Annotated in this window: 20 protein-coding genes; 15 read left to right on the forward strand and 5 right to left on the reverse strand. The window is 74.1% G+C overall.

The genetic code is table 11. From position 1 onward, the window contains the following. The first annotated feature begins 15 nt into the window (after positions 1–15). From miaA to hflX, 5 genes are all read left to right on the forward strand, one after another. Complete coding sequence (gene miaA / locus ABD353_RS10405; protein WP_344623215.1) at positions 16–948, forward strand: tRNA (adenosine(37)-N6)-dimethylallyltransferase MiaA; 933 nt, start codon at positions 16–18, stop codon at positions 946–948. Positions 949–1,267: 319 nt separating this feature from the next. After that, positions 1,268–1,738: a hypothetical protein gene (locus ABD353_RS10410; protein WP_344623216.1), complete on the forward strand. Its 471-nt coding sequence runs from the start codon at positions 1,268–1,270 to the stop codon at positions 1,736–1,738. A gap of 8 nt (positions 1,739–1,746) precedes the next feature. Continuing rightward, on the forward strand, positions 1,747–2,658 hold the full coding sequence (gene dapF, locus ABD353_RS10415) for a diaminopimelate epimerase (protein WP_425555118.1): 912 nt from the start codon (positions 1,747–1,749) through the stop codon (positions 2,656–2,658). Between the two features lie 324 nt (positions 2,659–2,982). Beyond that, positions 2,983–5,373 carry a RelA/SpoT family protein gene (locus ABD353_RS10420; protein WP_344623218.1) on the forward strand — a complete coding sequence of 797 codons (2,391 nt, stop codon included), beginning with the start codon at positions 2,983–2,985 and terminating at the stop codon, positions 5,371–5,373. 92 nt (positions 5,374–5,465) lie between these two features. After that, positions 5,466–6,968 carry a GTPase HflX gene (gene hflX, locus ABD353_RS10425; RefSeq protein WP_344623219.1) on the forward strand — a complete coding sequence of 501 codons (1,503 nt, stop codon included), beginning with the start codon at positions 5,466–5,468 and terminating at the stop codon, positions 6,966–6,968. Between the two features lie 70 nt (positions 6,969–7,038). Here hflX and ABD353_RS10430 read toward each other — a convergent pair whose 3' ends face one another. Further along, on the reverse strand, positions 7,039–8,181 hold the full coding sequence (locus tag ABD353_RS10430; RefSeq protein ID WP_344623220.1) for a trypsin-like serine peptidase: 1,143 nt from the start codon (positions 8,179–8,181) through the stop codon (positions 7,039–7,041). A gap of 119 nt (positions 8,182–8,300) precedes the next feature. Next, positions 8,301–9,455 (reverse strand): trypsin-like serine peptidase, encoded by a 1,155-nt coding sequence (locus tag ABD353_RS10435; protein WP_344623221.1) that lies wholly within the window; start codon positions 9,453–9,455, stop codon positions 8,301–8,303. Between the two features lie 309 nt (positions 9,456–9,764). On the opposite strand from ABD353_RS10435, the gene ABD353_RS10440 reads away from it, so the two are divergent. The 3 genes from ABD353_RS10440 (at position 9,765) to ABD353_RS10450 (ending at position 15,799) form a co-directional block, all read left to right on the forward strand. Then, positions 9,765–11,648, forward strand: coding sequence for an IucA/IucC family protein (locus ABD353_RS10440; protein WP_344623222.1), 1,884 nt, complete (start codon positions 9,765–9,767; stop codon positions 11,646–11,648). Further along, the gene (locus ABD353_RS10445; protein ID WP_344623223.1) at positions 11,645–13,582 is read left to right on the forward strand and encodes a GNAT family N-acetyltransferase; all 1,938 of its coding nucleotides are present in this window, start codon (positions 11,645–11,647) and stop codon (positions 13,580–13,582) included. Before ABD353_RS10440 ends, ABD353_RS10445 begins: the two co-directional genes overlap by 4 nt. 132 nt (positions 13,583–13,714) lie before the next feature. Then, on the forward strand, positions 13,715–15,799 hold the full coding sequence (locus ABD353_RS10450; protein ID WP_344623224.1) for an ATP-dependent DNA helicase: 2,085 nt from the start codon (positions 13,715–13,717) through the stop codon (positions 15,797–15,799). 110 nt (positions 15,800–15,909) lie between these two features. Here the strand turns inward: ABD353_RS10450 and lexA are convergent, their stop codons facing one another. After that, the gene (lexA, locus tag ABD353_RS10455) at positions 15,910–16,647 is read right to left on the reverse strand and encodes a transcriptional repressor LexA (RefSeq protein WP_425555119.1); all 738 of its coding nucleotides are present in this window, start codon (positions 16,645–16,647) and stop codon (positions 15,910–15,912) included. A gap of 481 nt (positions 16,648–17,128) precedes the next feature. On the opposite strand from lexA, the gene nrdR reads away from it, so the two are divergent. The 4 genes from nrdR (at position 17,129) to ABD353_RS10475 (ending at position 22,446) form a co-directional block, all read left to right on the forward strand. Continuing rightward, positions 17,129–17,626, forward strand: coding sequence for a transcriptional regulator NrdR (gene nrdR, locus ABD353_RS10460; protein WP_344623226.1), 498 nt, complete (start codon positions 17,129–17,131; stop codon positions 17,624–17,626). A 194-nt stretch (positions 17,627–17,820) separates the two neighbouring features. Further along, positions 17,821–20,697 carry a vitamin B12-dependent ribonucleotide reductase gene (locus ABD353_RS10465; RefSeq protein ID WP_344623227.1) on the forward strand — a complete coding sequence of 959 codons (2,877 nt, stop codon included), beginning with the start codon at positions 17,821–17,823 and terminating at the stop codon, positions 20,695–20,697. A gap of 168 nt (positions 20,698–20,865) precedes the next feature. Then, positions 20,866–21,804, forward strand: a complete 939-nt coding sequence (locus ABD353_RS10470) for an RNA polymerase subunit sigma-70 (protein WP_344623228.1) — start codon at positions 20,866–20,868, stop codon at positions 21,802–21,804. A gap of 330 nt (positions 21,805–22,134) precedes the next feature. After that, on the forward strand, positions 22,135–22,446 hold the full coding sequence (locus tag ABD353_RS10475) for a dihydrofolate reductase family protein (protein WP_344623229.1): 312 nt from the start codon (positions 22,135–22,137) through the stop codon (positions 22,444–22,446). A 75-nt stretch (positions 22,447–22,521) separates the two neighbouring features. Here ABD353_RS10475 and ABD353_RS10480 read toward each other — a convergent pair whose 3' ends face one another. Continuing rightward, the gene (locus tag ABD353_RS10480) at positions 22,522–23,337 is read right to left on the reverse strand and encodes a hypothetical protein (protein WP_344623230.1); all 816 of its coding nucleotides are present in this window, start codon (positions 23,335–23,337) and stop codon (positions 22,522–22,524) included. A 98-nt stretch (positions 23,338–23,435) separates the two neighbouring features. After that, positions 23,436–24,908, reverse strand: a complete 1,473-nt coding sequence (locus ABD353_RS10485) for a hypothetical protein (protein ID WP_344623231.1) — start codon at positions 24,906–24,908, stop codon at positions 23,436–23,438. A 142-nt stretch (positions 24,909–25,050) separates the two neighbouring features. Between ABD353_RS10485 and ABD353_RS10490 the strand changes: the two genes are divergently transcribed. The 3 genes from ABD353_RS10490 (at position 25,051) to ABD353_RS10500 (ending at position 26,229) form a co-directional block, all read left to right on the forward strand. Beyond that, entirely contained in the window at positions 25,051–25,377 is a 327-nt protein-coding gene (locus ABD353_RS10490; RefSeq protein ID WP_344623232.1) for a hypothetical protein, read from the forward strand. Positions 25,378–25,456: 79 nt separating this feature from the next. Then, entirely contained in the window at positions 25,457–25,690 is a 234-nt protein-coding gene (locus ABD353_RS10495) for a helix-turn-helix domain-containing protein (RefSeq protein ID WP_095872902.1), read from the forward strand. A gap of 2 nt (positions 25,691–25,692) precedes the next feature. Beyond that, positions 25,693–26,229, forward strand: coding sequence for a Clp protease N-terminal domain-containing protein (locus ABD353_RS10500; protein ID WP_344623233.1), 537 nt, complete (start codon positions 25,693–25,695; stop codon positions 26,227–26,229). Positions 26,230–26,534 lie beyond the last annotated feature (305 nt).

Below are 26,534 nucleotides of genomic sequence, written 5' to 3' on the forward strand. Positions count from 1 at the left end.
TGGGAGACTGGGCGGGTGAGCAGCTCCAGCCCCGCCCCCTCCCGCGTCGTCTCCGTCGTCGGCGCCACCGCAGCCGGCAAGTCGGACCTCGCCGTGGCGATCGCCAGGGCCCTCGGCGGCGAGGTGGTCAACACCGACTCGATGCAGCTCTACCGGGGCATGGACATCGGCACCGCCAAGCTCACCGAGGAGGAGCGCGGCGGCATCCCGCACCACCTGCTGGACATCTGGGACGTCACCGAGGCGGCCAGCGTCGCCGAGTACCAGCGGCTGGCCCGCGCCGAGATCGACCGGCTGCTCGCGGCCGGCCGCACCCCCGTCCTCGTCGGCGGCTCCGGCCTGTACGTGCGGGCGGCCGTGGACGAGATGGAGTTCCCCGGCACCGATCCGTCCGTACGCGCCCGACTGGAGGCCGAGCTGGCCGAAAACGGCCCCGGGGCGCTGCACCGCCGACTCGCCGCGCTGGACCCGGCGGCCGCCGAGGCGATCCTGACCGGCAACGGCCGGCGGATCGTCCGGGCACTGGAGGTCATCGAGATCACCGGGCGGCCGTTCACCGCCAACCTGCCCGGCCACACCGCCGTCTACGACACCGTGCAGATCGGCGTCCGGGTGCCCCGGCCCGAGCTGGACGAGCGGATCGAGCTGCGGGTCGACCGCATGTGGCAGGCCGGACTCCTCGACGAGGTGAGGGAGTTGGAGAAGGCCGGGCTGCGCGAGGGGCGGACGGCCTCCCGGGCGCTGGGCTACCAGCAGGTGCTGGCCTTCTTCGCCGGCGAGTGCACCGAGGACGAGGCCCGCGCCGAGACCGTCCGCGCCACCCGGCGGTTCGCCCGCCGCCAGGAGTCCTGGTTCCGCCGCGACGACCGCATCCACTGGCTGGACCGCCCGGCCGGCGCCGACCCCGTCGAGCTGCTGGCGCGCTCGCTGGAGCTGATCGGCGCCTGACCCGCGGCCCGTCCGCGGCCCGCCCCGGGGGAGTACCCTCCGGGAGTGCCCCCGAGGACGCCCGGCGCGGCCCCGGAGGCCGCGGGGGCGCTTTCCGGCCATGTCGTTCGTGCAGCTGCGCACGCAACGGCAGGTGCACGACGAACCGGCGGTTACAGCCGGATCACGTCATGGCCACGGATCACCCGGAGACCCGGTACGACGCCCTGTCGGCAACCTTGGACATGCCATCATCGTCAGTACCGGGGGTCGGTCTGCGCGGGCCGGCTCCTCCGTTCACGAGTCCGTGAACTCGTGTCGATCCGTCAGGGGAGGCCGCGTGTCGACGGGTACCGGCCCCGAAACCGAGGAGCTCAGGCAGGGCAGCGAGCAGGTGCTGTCCGAGCTCGTGGTCCCCACGTCCTACGCGATCGCGCTGCCCGCCATCGAGGACCTCGCCGCCCCCGGCGTCGTGCACGAGCGGGAGATCCGGCCGCGCCGCCGACTGCGCTGGTGGCAGCTGCTGCCGATCGTGCTGATGGCCACCTTCGGCTCCCTGATGTTCGCCTTCCCGCTGGCCTTCTCCGGCGACGCCGCCTCCTCGATGATCGGCATGCTCGGCCTGCTGCTCACCGCGGCCTCCGGTGGCTGGGGTGCGATGGCCGCCCGGCGGGCCGGCTACAAGTGGCCGGGCCTGCCCCGGCGCGGCAGCGGCACCCGTGCGAGCTGGCGGGCGATCATGGCCTACACCCTGATCGCGGGCGCGGCCGTGGCGCTGGCCCTCTGGCGGGTCGTCCACCTGCGCGGCTGATCAGTACCATCGGCCCTGTGAGCGCACCCACCGGAACCGGCCTCCCCTTCCTCAAGGGCCACGGCACCCAGAACGACTTCGTGATCGTCCCCGACCCGGACGGCCGCCTCGACCTCGGCCCCGCCACGGTCGCCCGGCTGTGCGACCGCCGCGCGGGCATCGGCGGCGACGGTCTGCTGCGGGTGGTGCGCTCCGCCGCCGACCCGGCCGCCGCCCACCTGGCCGGCGAGGCCGAGTGGTTCATGGACTACCGCAACTCCGACGGCTCGATCGCCGAGATGTGCGGCAACGGCGTGCGGGTCTTCGCCCACTACCTGGTGCAGGCCGGGCTGGCGAAGCCCGGTGCGCTCGCGGTCGCCACCCGGGCCGGCGTCCGGCAGGTCCGGGTCGCCGGGCCCGCCGCCGACGGCACGCCCGGCGAGGTCACCGTCGACATGGGCCGCGCGCTGCTCCCCGGTCCGGACGGCATCGAGGTCGCGGTGGACGACAGGGTCTGGCCCGCCCGCAACGTCAACATGGGCAATCCGCACGCGGTCGCCTTCGTCGACAGCCTGGACGACGCCGGGAATCTGTACACCGCGCCGCGCACCGCCCCCGAGGGGGTCTACCCGGACGGCGTGAACGTGGAGTTCGTGGTCGACCGGGGCCCGCGGCACGTGGCGATGCGGGTGCACGAGCGCGGCTCCGGCGAGACCCGCTCCTGCGGCACCGGCGCCTGTGCGGTGGCCGTCGCCGCCGCGCGCCGCGACGGGATCGACCCGGCCGTCACCGGCGAGGCCGTCAGCTACACCGTGGACCTGCCCGGCGGCCGGCTGGTGATCGAGGAGTTCCCGGACGGCCGGGTGGAGATGACCGGCCCCGCCGAGATCGTCGCCTCCGGCACCCTGGACCCGGCCTGGCTGGCCGGCCTGCCGGCCTGATCCGCGGCCCCGGCCTGGGGCCCACTCGCGCGCCTGCCCGCCCTCCCTGCGCCCTTCCCGCCGCCCTTCCGCCCGACGGCCCGTCGACTCCACACCAGCGGGCCGCCGGCGGGCGTCCGCAGGGCCGTCCGCGTACGGAGGTGTCCGGCGGTCCGTCAGCTCCGGCCGGAGCGCGGTGTTTTCCCGTTCCGGTCGTGGGCGAATCCGCCCGATCGGGTGATCCTGGTCACGGACCGGGAGCATTGCGTCGCGGATCGTGCTGTCCTCGGTAGCATGGACCACCGGGTCGGGAGTCCGCTCCGGTGATCGCTGCCGGAGGTGCGGATGGCCATCGAAGCAGGACCGATCGAGACCGCTCAGCCCGGCGCCGCGTCCAGGCGCCCGCTCGGCCGGCTGAGCCGCAGCGCGCTGACCCGGGCGGGCCGCGCCGCCCTGCTGGCCACCGGCCGCGCCCCCGTTCCGGACGCCATCGAGCCGATCGTGCAGGCGCACCGCCGCCACCATCCGCAGGCCGACCTCGCCCTGCTCGCACGGGCCTACCGGCTCGCCGAGGAGGGCCACCGCGGCCAGACCCGCAAGAGCGGCGAGCCGTACATCACCCACCCGCTCGCCGTCACCATGATCCTCGCCCAACTCGGCGCCGAGACCACCACGTTGGTCGCCTCGCTGCTGCACGACACGGTCGAGGACACCGAGGTGACGCTCGATCAGGTGGCCGCCGACTTCGGGCCCGAGGTGGCCTACCTGGTCGACGGCGTCACCAAGTTGGAGAAGGTGGACTTCGGTGCCGCCGCCGAGGCGGAGACCTTCCGCAAGATGCTCGTCGCCACCGGCGACGACGTCCGGGTGATGGTCATCAAGCTCGCCGACCGGCTGCACAACATGCGCACCATCCGGCACATGAAGCCCGCCAGCCGCGTACGGATCGCCAAGGTCACCCGGGACGTCCTCATCCCGCTCGCCGAGCGCCTCGGCATCCAGGTGCTCAAGACCGAGCTCGAGGACATCGTCTTCGCCACCCTCCACCCGGAGGAGTACGCCCGGACGCGCGCCGTGGTCGCCGCGCACGAGGCCCGGCCGGACGAACTGCTGCAGCCCTTCGCCGGGACGCTCGCCCGCCAGCTCGCCGAGGCCGGGGTGCCCGCCGAGGTCACCGTCCGCCCCCGGCACTGCGTGTCGGTGCACCGGGTGATGCTCAAGCGGGCGGCCGCGGCCGGCCCGGACGGCCGGCCGCAGGCCCTGCAGCCGGCGGACTTCGGACGGCTGCTGGTCGTCGTCGAGGAGAACGCGGACTGCTACGCCGTCCTCGGCGAGCTCCACACCTGCTGGACGCCGCTGCCCGGCGAGTTCAAGGACTTCGTGGCGGCCCCCAAGTTCAACCTCTACCAGTCGCTGCACACCGCGGTGCAGCTGCCCGGCGGCGAGGTGGCCGAGGTGCTGGTCCGCACCCGGCAGATGCACCGGGTGGCCGAGTTCGGCGTGGTCGCGCTCGGCGACCCGCACCAGCCCGCCGACCGGGCGGCCGCCGCGCCGCCGGCCGCGACGGGCACCCCGGCCGCCTCCGGCGCCCCGGCCGGCGGCGACGAACTCGACCGCACCGACCCCGCGAGACCTGGGTGGCTCAGCCGGCTGCTCGCCTGGCAGCAGGAGACGCCGGATCCGGACGCCTTCTGGTCGACGCTGCGGGACACCCTCGCCGACGACGGCGAGATCACCGTCGTCACCGAGGAGGGCGACACCCTCCACCTGCCGGTCGGCGCCAGCTGCGTGGACGCCGCCTACCTGCTCGGCGAGGAGACCGGCCACCGATGTATCGGCGCCCGGGTCAACGGCCGGCTCGCCACCCTCTCCACCGTGCTGCGCGACGGCGACATGGTGGCCGTGCTGACCGCCCCGACCGGCGAACCGCCGGGCCCCTCCGCCGACTGGCTGGAGCACGCCCGCACCCCCGCCGCCCGCCTCGCCGACGGCGGCCGGCTGGCCGGCCTCCCGGCCGCCGCGCCGGAGGTGGAGACCGGCCCCGCCGACGGCAGACCGGTGCCCCAACCACTGCCACACCCCCCGGCGGGCGTCCGCGGCCGCGCCCCGGTCGCCGTGGCCGGCCGCCCCGGCACACCCGTCCGGCTCGCCCGCTGCTGCACCCCCGTACCCCCGGACGCGGTCACCGGCTACCCGATCCGCGGCGGTGCCGTCGCCGTCCACCGCACCGGCTGCCCGGTCGGCGAGCGGATGCGCGAGGACGGCCGCGGTCCGCTCCGGCTGACCTGGGTCCCCGGCGCCGCACCGCCGAACGGCTACCGGGTCGCCCTGCAGGCCGAGGCGCTGAACCGCCCGCGGCTGCTGGCCGACCTCACCGCCGCCATCTCCGGCGAGGGCGTCGGCATCTTCTCCGCCGACGTCGAGGCCCCCCGCGACCTGCGGGTCCGGCACAGCTACACGATCGAACTGCCCGGCGCCGAGACGCTGCCCGCGGTGATGCGCGCGATGCTGCGCGTCCCCGGCGTGTACGACGTCTACCGGGCCGGCGCGCCCCGCGAGGACGCCGCCGACGGCCCCGCCGCCGACCCGCCGGACGGTGCCGCCGAGGTGGCCGCGGGGCGAAATGGGGGTGACCCGGCGGACGGGGCCGTGCGACCATCGTGGGGAATGCACGGCCGGTCCGCGGCGTTGTCCGGAGGCAGTAGCTCCGGTGCCGCCGGCGGTCCGCAGGGGTAGCTCGTCCCGCCCGACGGTAGAAGGGGCGGCAGCCGGGCAGACTCCTCGACGCAGTCCGTCTGCGCCGGCCTCCCGACACCGCAAAGGATGAGATGACCTCCACGTTCGACAGCCGCACCCAGACGCGCGAGTCCGCCCGCCGGCTCGCCGACCTCAGGGCCGGTGCCCTGATGGACGAGGACCTCGCGGCGATCGACGAGGACCTCGACCACTACGACGGGGAACAGTACGACCGCTCCGAGCGCGCGGCCCTGCGCCGCGTGGCCGGCCTGTCGACCGAGCTCCAGGACGTCACCGAAGTCGAGTACCGCCAGCTCCGCCTGGAGCGCGTGGTGCTCGTCGGCGTGTGGACGGACGGCACGGCCGACGAGGCCGAGAACTCGCTGGCCGAGCTGGCCGCGCTCGCCGAGACGGCCGGTTCCGAGGTGCTGGACGGTGTGATCCAGCGCCGTGACAAGCCCGACGCGGCCACCTACATCGGCTCCGGCAAGGCGCAGGAGCTGCGCGACATCGTCGCCTCCACCGGCGCCGACACCGTCGTCTGCGACGGTGAGCTCACCCCCGGCCAGCTGATCCACCTCGAGGACGTCGTCAAGGTGAAGGTCGTCGACCGGACGGCCCTGATCCTCGACATCTTCGCCCAGCACGCCAAGTCCCGCGAGGGCAAGGCCCAGGTCTCCCTGGCGCAGATGCAGTACATGCTGCCGCGCCTGCGCGGCTGGGGTCAGTCGCTCTCCCGGCAGATGGGTGGCGGTGGCTCCGGCTCCTCGGGCGGCGGCATGGCCACCCGTGGTCCCGGTGAGACCAAGATCGAGACCGATCGGCGCCGGATCCGCGAGAAGATGGCGAAGCTCCGCAAGGAGATCGCCGACATGAAGAAGGGCCGCGACACCAAGCGCCAGGAGCGCAAGCGCCACCAGGTGCCGTCCGTGGCCATCGCCGGCTACACCAACGCCGGCAAGTCCTCCCTGCTCAACCGGCTGACCGGGGCCGGCGTCCTGGTGGAGAACGCGCTGTTCGCCACCCTGGACCCGACCGTCCGGCGCGCCCAGACCCCGAGCGGCCGGCTGTACACGCTCGCCGACACCGTCGGCTTCGTCCGCCACCTGCCGCACCACCTGGTCGAGGCGTTCCGCTCCACCATGGAGGAGGTCGCCGACGCCGACCTCATCCTGCACGTGGTCGACGGCTCGCACCCCGAGCCGGAGACCCAGCTCGCCGCCGTCCGCGAGGTGATCGTCTCGGTCGAGGCACAGGACGTGCCCGAGATCGTGGTGATCAACAAGGCCGACGCCGCCGACCCGGCGGTGCTGCAGCGCCTGCTGCGACGCGAGCCGCACGCCATCGTGGTGTCGGCCCGCAGCGGCCAGGGCATCGACGAACTGCTGCAGCTCATCGACGACGAGCTGCCCCGCCCGGCCGTCGAGGTGCAGGTGCTCGTCCCGTACACCCGCGGCGACCTGGTCTCCCGGGTGCACGCGGAGGGCGAGCTGATCTCCACCGAGCACACCGGCGACGGCACCCTGCTGCACGCCAAGGTGGCGGCCGTGCTGGCCGCCGAGCTGGAGCGCTTCGCCGTGGTGGCCCAGGCCTGACAACGGCGCACCGCGAACGCCGCGGGCCCCGCACCCCACCGAGGGGTGCGGGGCCCGCTCCGTTCTCAGGTCACCGCTTCAGGGTGCTCATGTAGTCGAACATCGCCTTCGCCTGTGCGCCGAGCGCCGGGCCGGCCATCCAGGCCGCCGGACGCGGGCCGATCGAGTTGTTGCTGACCAGCGACGGCTTGCCGTTGCGCAGCACGAACCAGCCGCCGCCGCTGGAACCGCCCGTCATGGTGCAGCCGATCACGTACATCGTCGGCCGCTCGGCGTCGAAGGAGAGCCGGGCCGGCTTCACCCGCGAGTCGCAGAACTCCAGCTCCCGGCCGTCGAAGGGCGCCCCCTGCGGGTAGCCGTACGCGGAGACCCCGGCGATCTGGGCGCGCGGCGCGTCGAACCACACCGGCACCGAGCTGCCGACCGCCTCCTCCAGCGAACGGCCGTCGGAGGAGTCCTCGTTGTGCACCCGGAGGATGCCGAAGTCGTACTGGCTGGCGGGGCCGCCGCGCTCGCCGCCCTCCTCCGCCCACTGCGGGGAGACCACCGCGTAGTCGGCCGTCCAGGCACCGTACGGCGCGACCTGCTCGAAGGTCGCCTCGCGGCCCTTCGACGCGGCGCCGGAGCGGTTGTACGAGGGCACGAACGCCATCTTCTTGAACCAGGTGCCGCCCTTGCCCTCGTGCAGGCAGTGCGCGGCCGTCCACACCAGGTTGGACTTGCCGGGGTGCGCCGGGTCGCTGATCACCGTGCCGGAGCAGACCGCGCTGGTCTGCGCGTCCACCTGCATGAAGATCTTGCCCAGCACCGCGGAGGCCGGGGAGTACGGGTGCGGCTGCGCCTTGGCGGGGATCTTCGCCGGCGGCTGCGGGTCGTTCTCCGGAGCGGTCTTCTCGGACTGCAGGGCGGCGTCCTGGGTCTCCATGCCCTGCGCCTTGTCCATCCGGGCCCGGTCCCAGAAGCCCTTGAGCTTCTCCGCGGTGAAGCCGTGCGCACCGGCCCACTTCGCCCAGTCGTCCGTGGTCCAGTTCTTCAGGTTCTTCAGCGCCTCGGTCAGGTCGAGACCGGGCTTGGCGGCGCCCGAGGCCGAGGCCGAGGCCGGCGCGGCCGCGTCGGCGCCGCCGCCGGCCTCCGGGTCGCAGGCGGTCGCGGTGAGGGTGAGCACGGCGGCCGCCGCGGCGGCGGCTGCGGTCCTGCGGAAGGTGGAAGGCATCTCTGTCCCCGTCTGCTGTGTCGATGTTCCGGCGGTCGGCAGCACCGGGGGAGTGCCCCGGAGCCGCCGGCCGCGTCGGTGCGTGTCTGTCGGTCGGGCGGTCCTGCGGTCGGGCGGGTCTACTTCTGGGAGATCCAGGCGAGTGCCTGCTGGGCGACCTTCTCCAGGTAGGGGCCGCTCAGGGTGGTGTGCGCCCCGGTGCCGATCGAGGTGTTGCTGACCAGGGCGGTCCGGCCGTCCGGCATCGGTGCGAACCAGCCGCCGCCGCTGGCACCGGCGGTCATGGTGCAGCCGATGGTGAGCATCGCCGGGCGGGCCGCGTCGAAGGACAGCCGGGTGGGCCGGCCGCCGTCGCATCGGTCCAACTCCTGGCCGTTGAACGGCTTGACCGCCGGATAGCCCCAGGCGGAGATCCGCAACTGCTCGCGCGGTGCGTCGAACCACACCGGTACGGCGGTGCCGATCGCCTCCTCCAGCGACTTCGAAGGGTCCTGCGGGTCGTGCACCCGCAGCACCGCGAAGTCGTACTGGTTGGCGGCGTCCCCGCTGTGCCCGCCCTCGGCCGGCCACAGCGGCGAGGTCACCACCTTGTCGGCCCACCACTGGCCGAGCGGCGCCACCTCGGCGAGCGGGGCCCTGCGGCCGCCGCTCGCCGCGCCCGAACTGTTGTAGGCCGGCACGAAGATGATGTTCTTGAACCAGTCGCCGCCCTTGCCCTGGTGGACGCAGTGCGCGGCCGTCCAGACCAGGTTGGACTTCCCCGGGTGCGACGGATCGGCGACCACCGTCGCCGAGCACTGGCCGATGCCGCCGCCCGGCGCGTTGCTGAACACCTTCCCGGAGGCCGGGTAGCGGGTGTACGGGCGCTCCACCGGGACGGCCGGCACCGGCGTCGGATCGGGCTCGGCGCTCCCGTCCCCGGGCGGCGGCGCGGTGGGCGGCACCGTGGGCGGTGCCGGCTGCTGCGGGGCGGCGGCGTCCATCCGGTCCGGATTCCACAGGTCCCGCACCACCGGGTTGCGGAAGACGTGCGCGGACGCCCACCTGTCCCAGTCCGCGTACGTCCAGTGGCGCAGCTCGTCCCAGCTCCGCGGCAGCCCCGCGAGCAGCCCCGAGGGCAGGTCGGTCGGCAGCTTCAGCCGGCCCGCCCGTGCCGATGCGGCGCTGCCCGACGGCTCCGGCGTGCCCCCGCCCTCCGGAGTGCAGGCCGCGACGGTGAGCAGCAGTGCCGCGGCGAGTGCCGCGAGCGGCCCCGCCCGTCCGATGTGTGCCATGGCCACGTCCCCCCTGACGTCGCTGCGGCCGAATCGCCGCCGGTGAAGTCTGCCATCACCGGCACGGCCCACGTCGCCGGGGTGCACGCCGGTTGACAAGAGGTCACCGAACCGTGACCCGGACGCACCGTCAGCACACACCACCCCCACGGGTGAGCAAACGGCTCCGTTTCACCACAACGAGTGAGGAGCTTTTGTGGTCGGGCGCCCCAGGAAGGTAACCCTTACCTGTCGCCTTCCGGGTGCCGTCCCCCCCGCCGCACCCGTTCGACCCCGCGCCGGCCGACGGCGCGCACCCAAGGAGCAGCCTTGAGCACCGCCCTCACCGGAGCCCCGACCCCCGCCGCACCGCCCGGACCAGCTGCCCCCCGAGCACGCCGCACCCCCGACGACCCCCTGCACGACTCCCTTCCCGACCCCCTTCCCGGCCCCCTTCCCGACCCGCCGGACCACCCCGGGACGGACGACCCGCTGCTCCACCCCGACCCCGCCACCGCCGCGGAACACGCCACCACCGAAGCCGTCCTGCGCTGCTGGGCCCGTGAGACCGGCACCCGGCCCGACGCCGCCGGACGCCTCAACGCCCCCGTCCTCGGCGGCGCCGCCCGGCTCAGCGCCCCCGTCCGCTACTGGTCGCCGTGCGGCCGCCACCGCTTCGGCCCCGCCACCGTCGGCACCGGGCCCGGCGGCCCCGCCGCACCCGTCGACGCCGTCACCGCCACCGCCCTGCTCGCCCGCACCGCCGACGGCGACGGCCGGCACACCGACCCCGGCCGGATCGCCGACCTCGCCGCCCGGGTCGCCGACTCCGTCGCCCGCACCACCGAGATCCTCGCCCACCGCCGCACCGCCGCCGACCCCGCCGGCCACACCCCCTTCCTCCGCTCCGAACAGGCCCTGCTGCTCGGCCACCCCCTGCACCCCACCCCCAAGAGCCGCGACGGCCTCGGCCCCGCCGAGAGCCGCGCCTACTCGCCCGAACTCCACGGCTCCTTCCGCCTCCACTGGTACGCCGTCGACCGCACCCTGCTCGCCGCCGACTCCGCCACCGCGGAGAGCGCCGACCGGATCACCGAACGGCTCCTCGCCGCCCCCCGCCTCCTGCCGCCCGGCACCGCCGCCCTGCCGCTCCACCCCTGGCAGGCCCGCGAACTCGCGCTGCGCCCCGCCGTCGCCGCCCTGCTCGACCAGGGCCTGCTGCACGACCTGGGCCCGCACGGCGACCCCTGGCACCCCACCTCCTCCGTCCGCACCGTCACCCGCCCCGGCACCCCCTGGATGCTCAAGCTCTCGCTCGGCCTGCGGATCACCAACTCCCGCCGCGAGAACCTCCGCAAGGAACTCCACCGCGGCACGGAGGTCCACCGCCTGCTCGAAGCCGGCCTCGCCGCCGAGTGGCGGGCCGCCCACCCCGGCTTCGACATCGTCCGCGACCCCGCCTGGATCGGCGTCGACCACCCCGGCCTCACCGACCCCGACGGGCTGTCCACCGTGCTGCGCCACCAGCCGTTCGGCCCCGCCGACCGCGTCCACTGCCTCGCCGGCCTGCTCGCCGAGCACCCCGCCGGGCAGCGGCTCGACTCGCACCTCGGCCGCCTCCTCGCGGTCCTCGCCGACCGCACCGGCCGCCGCCCGGGCACCGTCGCTGCCGAATGGTTCCTGCGCTACCTCGACGCCGTCGTCCTGCCCGTCCTCTGGCTCGACGGCACCGCCGGCATCGCCCTGGAGGCGCACCAGCAGAACAGCCTCGTCCTGCTCGACCGGGACGGCTGGCCCGTCGGCGGCCGCTACCGCGACAACCAGGGCTACTACTACCGCGCCTCCGCCGCCGAACGGCTCACCGCCCGGCTGCCCGGCCTCGGCAGCACCAGCGACACCTTCGTCCCCGACCGGGTCGCCGACGAGCGCTTCGCCTACTACCTCGGCATCAACCACGTCCTCGGCCTGATCGGCGCCCTCGGCGCCCAGCGGCTCGCCGACGAGGAGGTGCTGCTGGCCGCCCTGCGCCGCTTCCTCGCCGGCCCGCGCGCCGCCGCCACCGGCTCCGCCCTGCCCGCCCACCTGCTCACCGCCGCCACCCTGCGCTGCAAGGCCAACCTGCTCACCCGGCTGCACGGCCTCGACGAACTCGTCGGCCCGGTCGAGACGCAGTCCGTCTACGTCGACATCCCCAACCCGGTGGCCGCCGCATGACCCCGGCCACCGCCCCGACCCCGGCGGCTCCGGCACCGGGGGAGCGCCCCGCCCCGCCGGACGGCGTCGCCGACCACGGCCCGATCGCCACCCCCGCCGGCGAGTTCCGGCTCCGCCCCGTCCGGCTGCCCGACGACCTCCCGCTGATCGCCGGCTGGATGAACGACCCCGCCGTCGACACCTGGTGGCAGCTCGCCGGGCCGCCCGACCGCACCGAGCGGCACCTGCGCGCCCAACTCGACGGCGACGGCCGCAGCCTGCCCTGCCTCGGCCTGCTCGACGGCACCCCGATGAGCTACTGGGAGATCTACCGGGCCGACCTCGACCCGATCGCCGCCCACTACCCGGCGCGCCCCCACGACACCGGCCTCCACCTGCTGCTCGGCCCGCCCGCGGCCCGCGGCCGCGGCCTCGGTGCCGTCCTGCTCACCGCCCTCGCCGACCACGTCCTCGCCCACCGCCCCGACTGCCACCGGGTGCTCGCCGAACCCGACCTCCGCAACACCGCCTGCCGCCGCTCCCTCGAACGGGCCGGCTTCCGGCAGGCCGGCGAACTCGAACTCCCCGACAAGCGCGCCGCACTGATGGTCCGTTCCCGGCCCGGCCCCCGCCCGCTCCCCGCCCCCCGCGAGGGCGGCGAACCGTACGACCTGCTCGGCGTCGGCATCGGCCCGTTCAACCTCTCCCTCGCCGCCCTCGCCCACGGCGCCGCCGACGCCGTCTCCGCGCTCTTCTGCGAGGCCGAGCCCGAGTACCGCTGGCACCCCGGCATGCTCGTCGAGGGCGCCCGGATGCAGGTGCCCTTCCTCGCCGACCTGGTCTCCCTGGTCGACCCCACCAGCCCCTGGAGCTTCCTCAACTACCTGCGGCACCAGGAACGCCTCTACCCCTTCTACTTCGCCGAGCGCTTCCAGCTCTCCCGCCGCGAGTACGCCCACTACTGCCGCTGGGTCGCCCACCGGCTGCCCAACTGCCGCTTCGGCGCCCCCGTCACCGCCCTGCGCTGGGACACCGCCGAGCGGCTGTTCCGCGCCGAGGCCGGCGGCGAGGAGATCCGCGCCCGCAACGTCGTCCTCGGCGTCGGCACCCGCCCGCACCGGCCGGCCGCCTTCGCCGACCTCGCAGGCCACCCCCGGGTCTGGCACTCCGCCGACTACCTCCAACGCCGTGACAGCCTCGACGGCGCCCGCGACATCACCGTCCTCGGCTCCGGCCAGTCCGGCGCCGAGGTTTTCCTCGACCTGCTGCGCCGCCGCGCCGACGACGGCACCCGGCTGCGCTGGCTGAGCCGCACCCGCGCCCTCGCCCCCATGGAGTACTCCAAGCTCGGCCTGGAGCACTTCACCCCCGACTACACCCGCTACTTCCACAGCCTCCCGCGCGAGGTCCGCGACGACCTGGTGCCCGCCCAGTGGCAGCTCCACAAGGCCGCCAGCGCCGAGACCCTCGCCGAGATCCACGACCTGCTGTACGAGCGCTCCGTCGGCCGCCCACCCGGCGGCGACCCGGTCGAGATCGTCCCGGGCACCGCCGTCACCGCCGCCCGCACCGGGCCCTACGGCGGCCTCGAACTCCACTGCCGGCACACCGACTCCGGCGCCGACCACGTCCTGCGCACCGACGCCGTGGTGCTCGCCACCGGCTACCGCGCCACCCGCCCCGACGCCCTCGACCCGATCGCCGCCCTCATCGACTGGGACGAGCGGGGCCGCTACCGGGTCGACCTGGACCACCGCGTCGCCACCCGGCCCGAACTCACCGGCGGCCTCTACGTGCAGAACGCCGAGCTGCACACCCACGGCGTGGGCACCCCCGACCTGGGCCTCGGCGCCCACCGCGCCGCCGTCATCCTCAACGCCGTCGCCGGCAAGGAGCTCCACCCGCTGCCCGCCCGCACCGCCTGGACCAGCTTCGCCCCGCCGGGCGGCGCCTGAGCACCCCCGCAGACCCGCCGGGGCGGCCCGCCGGGCCGGGGCGCACGGGGCGCCCTGCCCGGCGGGCGGGCCGACCCCACCCGCCGCAGCGCGCACCGATTGTCGGCGGCGCGCAATAAGGTGGGCGGCGTCATGACGAACGACTCCGCACCCCTGCCCCTGCCGGGCGACGAGACACCGGCCCCCGTTCCGCGCTCCCGCATCCCCGAGCTGCTGCACGCCGCCGTCACCGCGGTCGGCGGCGTCGAGCGCCCCGGCCAGGTCAGGATGGCCGAGGCCGTCGCGGACGCGGTCGACGAGGGCGAACACCTCCTCGTCCAGGCCGGCACCGGCACCGGAAAGTCCCTCGCCTACCTGGTGCCCGCCCTCGCCCACGGCGACCGCGTCGTGGTCGCCACCGCCACCCTCGCCCTGCAGCGCCAGCTCGTCGAACGCGACCTGCCGCGGACGGTTGACGCCCTGCACCCCGTGCTGCGCCGCCGCCCGCTCTTCGCGATGCTCAAGGGCCGCTCCAACTACCTGTGCCTGCACCGGGTGCACGAGGGCACCCCGGCGGACGAGGGCGAGGGCCTGTTCGACGCCGCCGAGGTGCTCGGCGGCCCGAGCAGCAAGCTCGGCCAGGACGTCGTGCGGCTGCGCGACTGGGCGGACGAGACGGAGACCGGAGACCGGGACGACCTCTCGCCGGGCGTCTCCGACAAGGCCTGGGCCCAGCTCTCCGTCAGCTCCTCCGAGTGCCTCGGCGCCTCCAGGTGCCCGTACGGCCAGGAGTGCTTCGCCGAGGCCGCGCGCGAGCGGGCCAAGGTGGCGGACGTCGTCGTCACCAACCACGCGATGCTGGCGATCGACGCCATCGAGGGCGCCCCGGTGCTGCCCGAGCACGGGCTGCTGATCATCGACGAGGCGCACGAGCTGGTGAACCGGGTGACCGGCGCCGCCACCGCCGAGCTCACCGTGCACGCGGTGAACCGGGCCGTCCGGCGGTCCGCCAAGCTCGCCAACGAGAAGTCGGTGGACGCCCTCCAGGCCGCCGCCGAGAACTACCACGGGCTGATGGAGACCGCGCAGCCCGGCCGGGTCGAGGAGCTGCCCGAGTACCTCGCCTACGCCGTCACGGCGATCCGGGACGCCGCCCGCCAGGTCATCACCTCGCTCGGCGAGACGCGGGACCGCTCGCTCTCCGACGAGGACGCGGTGCGCAAGCAGGCCATGGCCTCCGCCGAGTCGCTGCACGAGACGGCCGACCGGCTGCTCCAGGACTCCGCCTACGACGTGGTGTGGATCGAGCGCAGCGACCGCTTCGGGGCCGGCACGGCCTCGCTGCGGGTCGCCCCGCTGTCCGTCTCCGGCCTGCTCCGGGAGAACCTCTACCGGGACCGCTCGGTGGTGCTCACCTCGGCGACCCTCAAGCTGGGCGGCGACTTCAACGGCGTGGCCGCCTCGGTCGGCCTGCCGGCGGAGGGGCGGCTGCCCGACGAGCGGACGCCGGGCGAGCCGGAGCCCGACGGCGGCGAGGACGCCCCGCCGTCCTGGCGCGGCCTCGACGTCGGCTCGCCGTTCACCTACCCCAAGCAGGGCATCCTCTACGTCGCCAAGCACCTGCCGCCGCCCGGCCGCGAACCGGACCGGCCGGCGATGCTGGACGAACTCGCCGAGCTGATCGGCGCGGCCGGCGGGCGCACGCTCGGCCTGTTCTCCTCGATGCGGGCCGCCCAGGCCGCGGCCGAGGCGCTGCGCGAGCGGCTGGACAACCGCATCCTGCTGCAGGGCGAGGAGACGCTCGGCGAGCTGATCAAGGCGTTCGCCTCGGACGCCGAGTCCTGCCTGTTCGGCACCCTGTCGCTCTGGCAGGGCGTGGACGTGCCCGGTTCGGCCTGCCAGCTGGTCGTCATGGACCGCATCCCCTTCCCGCGGCCGGACGACCCGCTGATGAGCGCCCGGCAGAAGGCGGTCGAGGAGGCCGGCGGGAACGGCTTCATGGCGGTCGCGGCGACCCATGCGGCGCTGCTGATGGCGCAGGGTGCGGGCCGGCTGGTCCGCGCGGCGGACGACCGGGGTGTGGTGGCGGTGCTCGACCCGCGCCTGGCCACCGCCCGGTACGGCGGCTTCTTCCGCTCGTCGATGCCGGACTTCTGGTACACCAACGACCGCAACCAGGTCCGCCGCTCGCTGGCGGCGATCGACGCCTCGGCCCCGCCGGTGAAGCCGGTGAAGTAGGAGCGCGGCGGCGACGGCCCGCGAGGGTGCCGGACGGACAGAAGGGGGCGCGGGGAGCCGCGCGGGCCGTGAGCCCCGCGCAGTTCTCCGCGCCCCCGCGCGTCTGCCCGTCAGAGGCGCCGCAGCACGGCGACGACCTTGCCGAGGATGGTCGCGTTGTCGCCCGGGATCGGGTCGTACGCGGGGTTGTGCGGCATCAGCCAGATCTTGCCGTCCTCGCGCTTGAGGCGCTTGACGGTGGCCTCGCCGTCGATCATGGCGGCGACGATGTCGCCGTTCTCGGCGACCGGCTGCCGGCGGACGGTGACCCAGTCGCCGTCGCAGATGGCCGCCTCGATCATCGAGTCGCCGCGGACGGTGAGCGCGAAGAGCTCGCCCTCGCCGACCAGCTGACGCGGCAGCGGGAAGACGTCCTCGACCGTCTGCTCGGCGAGGATCGGACCGCCGGCGGCGATCCGGCCGACCAGCGGCACGTAGGAGGTCGAGGGGCGGCCGGCCGTCTCGGCGGTGTTCGGGCGGGCGACCTCGACGCCGCGGACCTCGTAGGCACGCGGGCGGTGCGGGTCGCGGCGGAGGAAGCCCTTGCGCTCCAGGGCCATCAGCTGGTGGGCGACGGAGGAGGTGGAGGAGAGGCCGACGGCCTGGCCGATCTCGCGCATGGACGGCGGGTAGCCCCGGCGCTGGACGGAGTCCCGGATGACCTCGATGACCCGGCGCTGGCGCTCCGTCAGGCCGGCCTCGTCGGTGCGGATCCCGGGCGGGCGGCCGGGCAGGGAGCGGGTGGGGGCGGGCGCGCCGAGCACGGTGTCCTGCACGGCGGCGTGCTCGATCGGCTGGCTACGGCTCATGCTGTGGTCCACGCCTTGCTGGTCCGTGGTGCGCGCGGAGCGCTCCTGCACCGGGATGGAGTTGCTCTTGAGTTCTACGGTGTTCATCGCGGCCCCTCATTGGACAGGCGTTTCTCCCTTGCCCTGCTCAACTGGTGCCCCTATCGAAAGGTTGCGCCAAACACACGTTCGAGTGAATTATTTAGCAGTCTACTGACGCGATCAAGGCTTTGGGTGTACATCGATTAAATGTTCGACTCCAGCAGTCTATTTCACCGGCCCTGGAGATTTCGACCCGGTCCGCGGAACACGCCGCCGGAGCGGCGACGCCGACACTGCGGACGAACCGGATCCATTCGGCGTGGCGTGACCCCCGAGCGCTAGATCTTGTGCCAGTCTCACCGGTCGGGCCCACAGGTTGTGGTCGAGCTTGCTGTGGACCCCTGCTCATCGCGTAGAGTGGCCCGGTCCGCTGTCATGCCCTTCGGGAGGGAGTCCTCAGGTGCACTGCCCCTTCTGCCGGCATCCCGACAGCCGGGTCGTGGACAGCCGGGCCAGCGACGACGGCAGTTCCATCCGCCGCCGCCGCCAGTGCCCCGACTGCGGCCGCCGTTTCACCACGGTGGAGACCGCGACCCTGATGGTGATCAAGCGCAGCGGCGTCACCGAGCCCTTCTCCCGCGAGAAGGTGATCTCCGGCGTCCGCAAGGCATGCCAGGGCCGGCCGGTCACCGAGGACGCGCTCGCCCAGCTGGGCCAGCGGGTCGAGGAGTGCGTGCGCGCCTCCGGCAGTGCCGAGCTGTCCACCCATGACGTCGGTCTGGCCATACTGGGCCCGCTCAAGGAGCTCGACGTCGTCGCGTACCTGAGGTTCGCGTCGGTCTACCGGGCCTTCGACGGCCTGGAGGACTTCGAGGCCGCCATCGCGGAGCTCCGCGCCGAGCGGCCCTTCGTCCCGGAGGACGGCTGCGCGCTGCCCTCCCCCGCCGCCGCGCCCTAGGGCCGCGGCAGGCCACCGCTCCGGCCGTCCGCGGTCGGCGCATGCCCGCTCGACGGGTACAGAACACAACACAACGTGCGAAAGCGGTCGGTGTTCCAGGCTGCCCGCACACCAGGAGAAGCGAACCGCCGGATGCCCCGTAAGCCGGAAGCATCGGGGCGTCCAGGGCGTTTGCCCAGGAGGAGGAAGAAGAAGTGACTGACACGACGAGCGGTTCCGCACGCGGGTCGAAGTCCGGCAAGGGGACCAAGGCGGCCGGCAAGGCCCCCGAGGGCGGTCTGCGGATCGGGCGCATCTACACCACTCCTGGCGTCCACCCCTACGACGAGGTGACCTGGGAGCGCCGCGACGTCGTCATGACCAACTGGCGTGACGGCTCGATCAACTTCGAGCAGCGCGGCGTCGAGTTCCCCGACTTCTGGTCGGTCAACGCGGTCAACATCGTGACCTCGAAGTACTTCCGCGGCGCCGTCGGCACCCCGCAGCGCGAGTGGAGCCTCAAGCAGATCATCGACCGCGTGGTGCTCACCTACCGCGCCGCCGGCGAGAAGCACGGCTACTTCGCCACCCCGGACGACGCCGAGACCTTCGAGCACGAGCTGACCCACGCCCTCCTCCACCAGGTGTTCAGCTTCAACTCGCCGGTCTGGTTCAACGTCGGCACCAAGCAGCCCCAGCAGGTCTCCGCCTGCTTCATCCTGGCCGTCGACGACTCCATGGAGTCGATCCTCGACTGGTACAAGGAAGAGGGCATGATTTTCAAGGGCGGCTCCGGCGCCGGCCTCAACCTCTCCCGGATCCGTTCCTCCAAGGAACTCCTCTCCTCCGGCGGCAACGCCTCCGGCCCGGTCTCCTTCATGCGCGGCGCCGACGCCTCCGCCGGCACCATCAAGTCCGGCGGCGCCACCCGCCGCGCCGCGAAGATGGTCGTCCTGGACGTCGACCACCCGGACGTCGAGGCCTTCATCGAGACCAAGGTGAAGGAGGAGGAGAAGATCCGCGCCCTGCGCGACGCCGGGTTCGACATGGACCTGGGCGGCGACGACATCACCTCCGTCCAGTACCAGAACGCCAACAACTCCGTCCGCGTCTCCGACGAGTTCATGGCCGCGGTCGAGAACGGCACCACCTTCGGCCTGCGCGCCCGGATGACCGGCGAGGTCATCGAGACCGTCGACGCCAAGAAGCTGTTCCGCAAGATGGCCGAGGCCGCCTGGGCCTGCGCCGACCCGGGCATCCAGTACGACTCGACCATCAACCACTGGCACACCTGCCCGGAGTCCGGCCGCATCAACGCGTCCAACCCCTGCTCCGAGTACATGCACCTGGACAACTCCAGCTGCAACCTCGCCTCGCTCAACCTGATGAAGTTCCTCCGCGACGACGACTCCTTCGACGCAGGGACCTTCGCCAAGGTCGTCGAGCTGGTCATCACCGCGATGGACATCTCCATCTGCTTCGCCGACTTCCCGACCGAGAAGATCGGCGAGACCACCCGCGCCTTCCGCCAGCTCGGCATCGGCTACGCCAACCTCGGCGCCCTGCTGATGGCCACCGGCCACGCGTACGACTCCGAGGGCGGCCGCGCCCTGGCCGGCGCCATCACCTCGCTGATGACCGGCACCGCCTACCGCCGCGGCGCCGAACTCGCCGGCGTGGTCGGCCCGTACGAGGGCTACGCCCGCAACGCCGCCGCCCACCGCCGGGTCATGCAGCAGCACGCGGACGCCAACGCCGCCGCCGTCGCGGTCGACGACCTGGACGCCCCGGTGTGGGCCGCCGCCACCGAGACCTGGGGCGACGTCGTCCGCCTCGGCGCGGCCAACGGCTTCCGCAACGCGCAGGCCTCCGTGCTCGCCCCGACCGGCACCATCGGCCTGATGATGGACTGCGACACCACCGGCGTCGAGCCGGACCTCGCGCTGGTCAAGTTCAAGAAGCTCGTCGGCGGCGGCTCGATGCAGATCGTCAACGGCACCGTGCCGCGCGCCCTGAAGCGCCTCGGCTACCAGGACGAGCAGGTCGAGGCGGTCGTCGCCCACATCGCCGAGCACGGCAACGTGATCGACGCCCCCGGCCTGAAGACCGCCCACTACGAGGTCTTCGACTGCGCGATGGGCGAGCGGTCCATCTCGCCGATGGGCCACGTCCGGATGATGTCGGCGATCCAGCCGTGGATCTCCGGCGCCATCTCCAAGACGGTCAACATGCCCGAGAACGCCTCGGTCGAGGACGTCGAGGAGATCTACTTCGAGGCGTGGAAGCTCGGTGTGAAGGCGCTCGCCATCTACCGCGACAACTGCAAGGTCGGCCAGCCGCTCTCGGCCAAGACCAAGACCCCGGCCGTCGAGGAGAAGGCCGCCGCGGCGCCCGCCGCGGTCGAGAAGGTCGTCGAGTACCGCCCCGTCCGCAAGCGCCTCCCGAAGGGCCGCCCGGGCATCACCACCTCCTTCACGGTCGGCGGCGCCGAGGGCTACATGACGGCCAACTCCTACCCGGACGACGGCCTGGGCGAGGTCTTCCTGAAGATGTCCAAGCAGGGTTCGACCCTCGCGGGCATGATGGACGCCTTCTCCATCGCCGTCTCGGTCGGCCTGCAGTACGGCGTGCCGCTGGAGACCTACGTCTCGAAGTTCACCAACATGCGCTTCGAGCCGGCCGGTCTGACCGACGACCCGGACGTGCGGATGGCGCAGTCGATCGTCGACTACATCTTCCGCCGCCTGGCGCTGGACTTCCTGCCGTTCGAGACCCGCTCCGCGCTCGGCATCCACTCCGTCGAGGAGCGCACCCGCCACCTGGAGACCGGCTCCTACGAGCCGGTCGAGGAGGACGTGGACGTGGAGGGCCTCGCCCAGTCCGCGCCGCTCGCCGCCCCCAGGGCGTCCGAGCCCGCCCCGGCGAAGCCGCAGGCCGCCCCGGCCCAGGCCCACAACTCCACCGAACTGGTGGAGATCCAGCTGGGCCTGAACGCGGACGCGCCGCTCTGCTTCTCCTGCGGCACCAAGATGCGCCGCGCCGGCAGCTGCTACCTCTGCGAGGGCTGCGGCTCCACCAGCGGCTGCAGCTGACGGCGGGCGCAAGCGCTGCCGACGCACCAGTGAGCACCTGCCGCTGAGCGTGCCGGGCCGCACGTGAGAGAGGGTGTCGACCATCGGTCGGCACCCTCTCCGCCGTTCCGCCGCGTGGCGCCCGTCCGTGTCGGCCCCGGCGGGGAGGGTGTGCGGCATGATGGGCGGATGGAACTCGCGCCGTACCGGCGTGAGTTGGTGGCCTACTGCTACCGGATGTCGGGCTCGTTCCACGAGGCCGAGGACCTGGTGCAGGAGACCCTGCTGCGGGCCTGGAAGGCCCGGGACGGCTACGACCCGGCGCGGGCCTCGGTGCGGACCTGGCTGTACCGGATCGCCACCAACGTGTGCCTGACGGCGCTGGAGGGGCGCGGGCGGCGGCCGCTGCCGTCCGGGCTCGGGGTGCCGAGCGACGATCCGGGGACGCCGCTCGTGCCGGCGCCGGACATCCCCTGGCTGGAGCCCTTCCCCGACGCGCGGTTCGACGCCGAGGCGCGGGCCGACCTGCGGCTCGCGTGGGTGGCCGCCGTGCAGCACCTGCCCGCCCGCCAGCGTGCGGTGCTCGTCCTGCGCGAGGTGCTGGCGTTCTCCGCCGCCGGGGTCGCCGAGCAGTTGGGGACCACGGTCGCCGCGGTGAACAGCGCGCTGCAGCGGGCCCGCGCGGCCGTGGCCGGCGTGGGCGACGCCGGTGAGGTCCGGGAACCGGACGATCCCGAGGTGCGGGCGGTGGTCCGGCGCTACGTGCGGGCGTTCGAGGCGGCCGACGTCGCGGCGCTGGTGCGGCTGCTGGCCGAGGACGCCGTCCTGGAGATGCCGCCCGTGCCGCTCTGGTACCGGGGCAGCCGGGAGTACGGCCTGTTCCTGGAACGCGTCTTCCGGATGCGCGGCACCGGCTGGGGCATGCGGCGGCTCACCGCCAACGGGCAGCCCGCGCTGGCCGCCTATGCGCCGGATCACGGCGGCGGACTCCTTCTGCACACGGTGCAGGTCCTCACCGTGGTCGGCGGCCGGGTCGCGCACAACGCGGTGTTCGCGGATCCGCCCGTCCTCGAAGTGTTCGACCTGCCGCGACGGATTTCCGCCGAGGAGTTCCGGCGGCGGCGATGAGTTCGGGCGGTGCGGCCGGTACGTACCGGTGAACACCGCACCGAAGGGAATCCGCCGTGAGCGTCGTCGTCATCGAATTCATCACCCTGGACGGGGTCGTGTCCGACCCGGACGGTCCGGGGGAACGCCGCTGGGCGGCTGGGCCTTCCGGTTCGGCCGGGAGGCCGTCGCCGGGGACAAGTTCCGGCTCGGCAGCACGCTGGACGAGGGGGTCATGCTGTTCGGGCGGGAGACCTGGCGGCTGTTCTCGCGGCTGTGGCCGGGCCGCGACGACCCTCCCCCGGCCCCACGGGGGCCGGGAGGTGCCCCCATGCCGTCCGGCTGAACGCCGTGCCGAAGCTCGTCGCGTCCCGCACCCTCACCGACACCTCGGCCTGGGCGAACTCCCGCCTGCTGGAGGGGGACCTGGTCGACGCCGTCAAGCGCGAGCAGCGCGACGTGATCGTCACCGGCAGCCTGAGCGTCGTGCACCGGCTGATGGCCGAGGACCTGGTCGACGAGTACCGGCTGCTGACCTTCCCCACCGTCCTCGGCACCGGCCGCCGCCTGTTCCCGGCCGAGGGCCCGCACGCCGACCTGGAGTGCCGGTCCGTCCGGCAGATCGGCGCCGCCGTGCTGGGCACGTACCGCAGGGCCGGCTGATCCCTGCCGCCGGGGCCGGCCGTCCGGGGTGCCGCGAGTCCGTGGTGCCGCGAGTCCGGGGTGGCACGCGGGCGGTCAGGTCGCCGGGGGGAGGTGCCGTGCGGCCGCGAGGGCGGCCACCGTGCGGAGCTTCGCGAAGTAGGCGCGGCAGTACGCCTCGTCGATCAGCGGGACCACCCGGTCGAGCTCGGTGATGTACCGCCAGAGCACGGCGATCCAGTCGGCGTCGAGTCCGCCGTCCAGCTCGCGCCGGACGAGTCCGGCGACGTCGGCGTCCAGGAGGATCAGTTCGACGCCCGCGATGTCCACACCGTGGAAGCTGTCGGGGTAGGGCGCGCGCCGGTGCTCCTCCCACAGCAGGGCGAGCCGGTCGGCGGGCCCGGCAGTGCCGGTGTCCGGGGCCGCGGCCCCGGCCGTGGGCGGCGGTCCGAGGAGCAGGGCGACGGTGTCGAAGACGGCCTGCAGCAGTTCGACGGCCCCGGCCGGGTGGACGGCGGCGCTGGTCGCGGCGCCCCGCGCGAGCCGGTCGCGCAGCAGCAGGGCCCGGTCGAGCACGGCGGCGCGGTCGGTCGTGACGAGCCCCGCGCGGACGGCCCGGTCGAGCAGCTCGCGGAGCGGCCGCTCGGTGGCCAGGCGGTCGACGAGGACGCGCTCCAGGGCGAGGAGGGAGTGCGTGACGGCGGCGGTGGCGAACTCGTACCGGTGGTAGGAGTGCCGGACGAGTTCGCGGGCGGTCTCCAGCGTGCTCATCACGTCCATGGACGCCCGGTCGGGCAGGGCCAGCCCGGCGATCAGGTCCTGCATGGCTGCGAAGTCGGGGACGAGGTCGCGGGCGCGCGGGTCGGGGGCGGGCCGGGCGAGCGGGCGGGGCGCCGACGGGTTGGAGTCCACCCGCGCAGTCTGGTCGGCCGACGGGCCGCGGTGCCAGCGGATTCGTGCGCCGGGGCCGGACCCCTCGGTCGGGGTCCGGCCCTCGGGTTCGCCGCGGGTCAGTGGGTGGTGCTCAGGGAGGGCAGGGGCCACTCGCGGTGGAAGGCGGGCAGGGGGAGGTCGGCCTTGAGGAGCGGGGTGCCGAGGATCTTGATCTGGGCGTAGAGCCTGCCGTTGATGTCGAGGCCGGCGGTGTTGGTCCAACTGCCTTCGACGTGCGGGGGCTTGCCCGTGGTGTCGAGGGTCACGGAGCCGGCGACCCGGGTGTGCAGGTAGGGCTCGACGGACGCGGCGACGCCGACGGTGTCGTAGAGGCCGACGGAGGCCTCGGCGGTGAGGCCGGTGCGCAGGGTCGCGTCGCCGCTGAGCTTGGCGCGGACGGGGCCGACGGTGGTGGTGCCGGGGTCGGCGGTGGTGGTCCAGCCCTTGCCCTTGGCGTAGTCGGCGTGGACGGACCAGGCGCCGTCGAGGTCCTGTTCGGCCTCGACGGTGAGCTTCCCGTCGGCGCCGACGGTGAGGTAGCAGGTGAGGTCGAGGTTGACCACCACGGGGAAGCCGGCGACGGTCAGCACGGGGCTGGCGCTGAGCTTGGCGAGCGGGACGCGCAGCGGATTGGGGCTGGCGGCGAGGGTGGCGCCGACCTTCCAGTCGGCGTGGGCGCCGAGGCCGAAGCCGACGCGGGCCTTCTCGATGCCGCCCTTGAGGATGCCGCGGCCGTCGTAGGAGAAGTCGACGGAGGGGGAGAGGCGGATGCCGGCGGCGAGGTCGGCCTTGGCTCCGCCGGGGAGCGGGACGCTGGTGCCGGCGTCGAGGGAGAGCTGGGCCGAGGCGGAGCCGTTGCCGCCGCCGGGGCGGGTGGTGAAGCCGACCTTGAGGTCCTTGACCAGCGGCTGGACGCGGATGCCGTGGACGTCGATCGCCTGGTGCTGCTCGGTGGCGGTGGCGCCGAGCAGTTCGGCGACCTCGGCGGGGCGGGTGGTGACCTCGACCTCGTCGCCGGCGGTCTTCTGCACGCCGGTGACGGCGACCAGGGCGCCGCGCGGTGCGGCGGGGGTGGGCGGGCTGGCGATCAGCTGGCCGGTGCGGACGGTGTCCGGCGCGGCGGACGCGGACGCGGAGGCGGTGGCGTCCGGGCCGTGCGGGGCGCCGGTGGTGCGGGAGGGGGCGGGGGTCTTCCCGGTGCTGGCGGGGGTGCCGGTGCTGCCGGGGTTCTTGGCGTGCCCGGGGTTTCCGGTGCGCAGGGTGGCGTGGCCGCTGGCCGGGTCGTAGGCGACGAGGGAGACCGTCCGGCCGGTGCCGGCGGCCGGTTCGCCGGCGGTCGCCGGGGCGGCGACGGCGGCGGTCGGGGCCGCTGCGGCGCGGGTGTCGGTGCTGCTCGGGGCGGTCGCGGCCGGCGCCGCCGGGGCGGTCTCCGTGGTGAGGGCCGCGGCGGCGAGGGCCGGTTCGGCGGCGGGTGCGGAGGCGGCGCAGCCGGTGGCGGTGAGCAGCAGGCCGGTGGCCAGTGCGGGGAGCGCACGGGAGCGTATGGACATGCAGAGGGTTCGCCTTCGAGGTGGTGAGGGCAGGGTGAGGCCGGACGGGGGTGGCCGACCGACGTATTCCTTGGCATGTTACTGACGAGTCATCGGTTGGACGAAAGTGACGCAGGCTCAACTTTCTGGAGGTGGATGCCGGATGAGTTTCGGATGGCATGCCCGGCGGGTGGCGGATTCGAGGTTGCCGCTCCGGGTGAGGGTGGCGGCGCTGCGGTCGTGCGTGCAGCTGTACCGGCCGCTGGGGTTCCACGGGACGCTGGACCGGCTGGCGTGGCTGGCCGGGCCGTTCCAGCGGGACGAGGAGGCGCTGTTGCGGGCGCTGGCGGTGCTGGAGGAGGACCGCAGCCGCTGGCTGGCCGAGCTGGACGCGTACGCGCGCTCGCGCCGGACGGGCAAGCGCTGCGGACGCCGGATGCCGAGGGAGGGGGAGCGGAACCCGAACGACCGGGCGTACTGGTCCGTGTGAGGCGTCGCCGTCGGTGCGGCCGCCCGAGTCTTTGTCAACCTGGGTTGACATCGGGCGCCTGTCAACCTAAGTTGACAGCATGAGCGAGACGAGACAGCTCGCCGCGGACGCGAGCAGCCGCGACCCCGCGATCGGCCTGCGGGCCGTACGGGCGCTGCGGGACCTGGCCGACCGGCTGGAGGACCTCCAGGTCGGCAACGCGCGCGAGCAGGGCTGGTCCTGGCAGGAGATCGCCGCCTGCCTCGGGGTCAGCCGACAGGCGGTGCACAAGAAGTACGCCAAGCGGATCTTCGGTACGAGAGGGGAGGGCTGACCGTGTTCGAGCGGTTCACGGACGGCGCGCGCCGCGTCGTCATGCAGGCCCAGGTGGAGGCGCGCGAGCTCGGCCACGAGAAGGTCGGCACCGAGCACCTGCTGCTCGGCATCGTGCACGACCCGGCCGACCCGGTGGCCGCGCTGCTGGCCGCCGACGGCCTCGACCACGAGGCCGCGCGGGCCGAGGTCGTCCGGCTGTCCGGCGGCCACGTCGACGGTCGGGCGCTGGCCGCGATCGGCGTCGACCTCGACGCCGTCCGGGCGGCCGTGGAGTCCGCCTTCGGCGAGGGCGCCCTGGAGCGCCGGCCCGCCGAGGGCCGCCGGGCAGGCAAGCACAGTCGGCTCACCCCGCGCGCCCGCAAGACCCTGGAGCTCTCGCTGCGCGAGACCCTCCGCCTCAAGCAGAAGGAGATCGCCACCGGCCACATCCTGCTCGGCCTGATCCGCGAGGGCCAGGGCCTGGGTGCGGCGGTGCTCTCCGGCCACGGAGTGGACTTCGCCAAGCTGCGCCGGGACGTGGAGGCGGTCCTCGGCTGACCCGGCGCTGCCCCGACGCTGGCCCGGCGCTGCCCTGGCGCCGACCTTGAGCGCGCCCCCCGGCGGGCCGTTCCCACATCGCGGAACGGCCCGCCGGACGTCTTCCGGGCCCCTCGGCCGCACGGTTACCGGGTGGTACGGGCGCGGAGCGTCATCCTGTGCGACTGTGTGTCAACTCGGCCATTGAGTCGAAAACCTGAATGGATATGATCGGGCGACCGCGTGTACCGATCAAATGAGCGGAACGCGCTCGGCCGTACGCTGCCCCGGCCCGCCCGGCATGCCCGCGGCCGGTCCCGCGGTCA

This window comes from Kitasatospora arboriphila, from assembly GCF_039528095.1.
In the GTDB taxonomy this organism is placed as follows: domain Bacteria; phylum Actinomycetota; class Actinomycetes; order Streptomycetales; family Streptomycetaceae; genus Kitasatospora; species Kitasatospora arboriphila.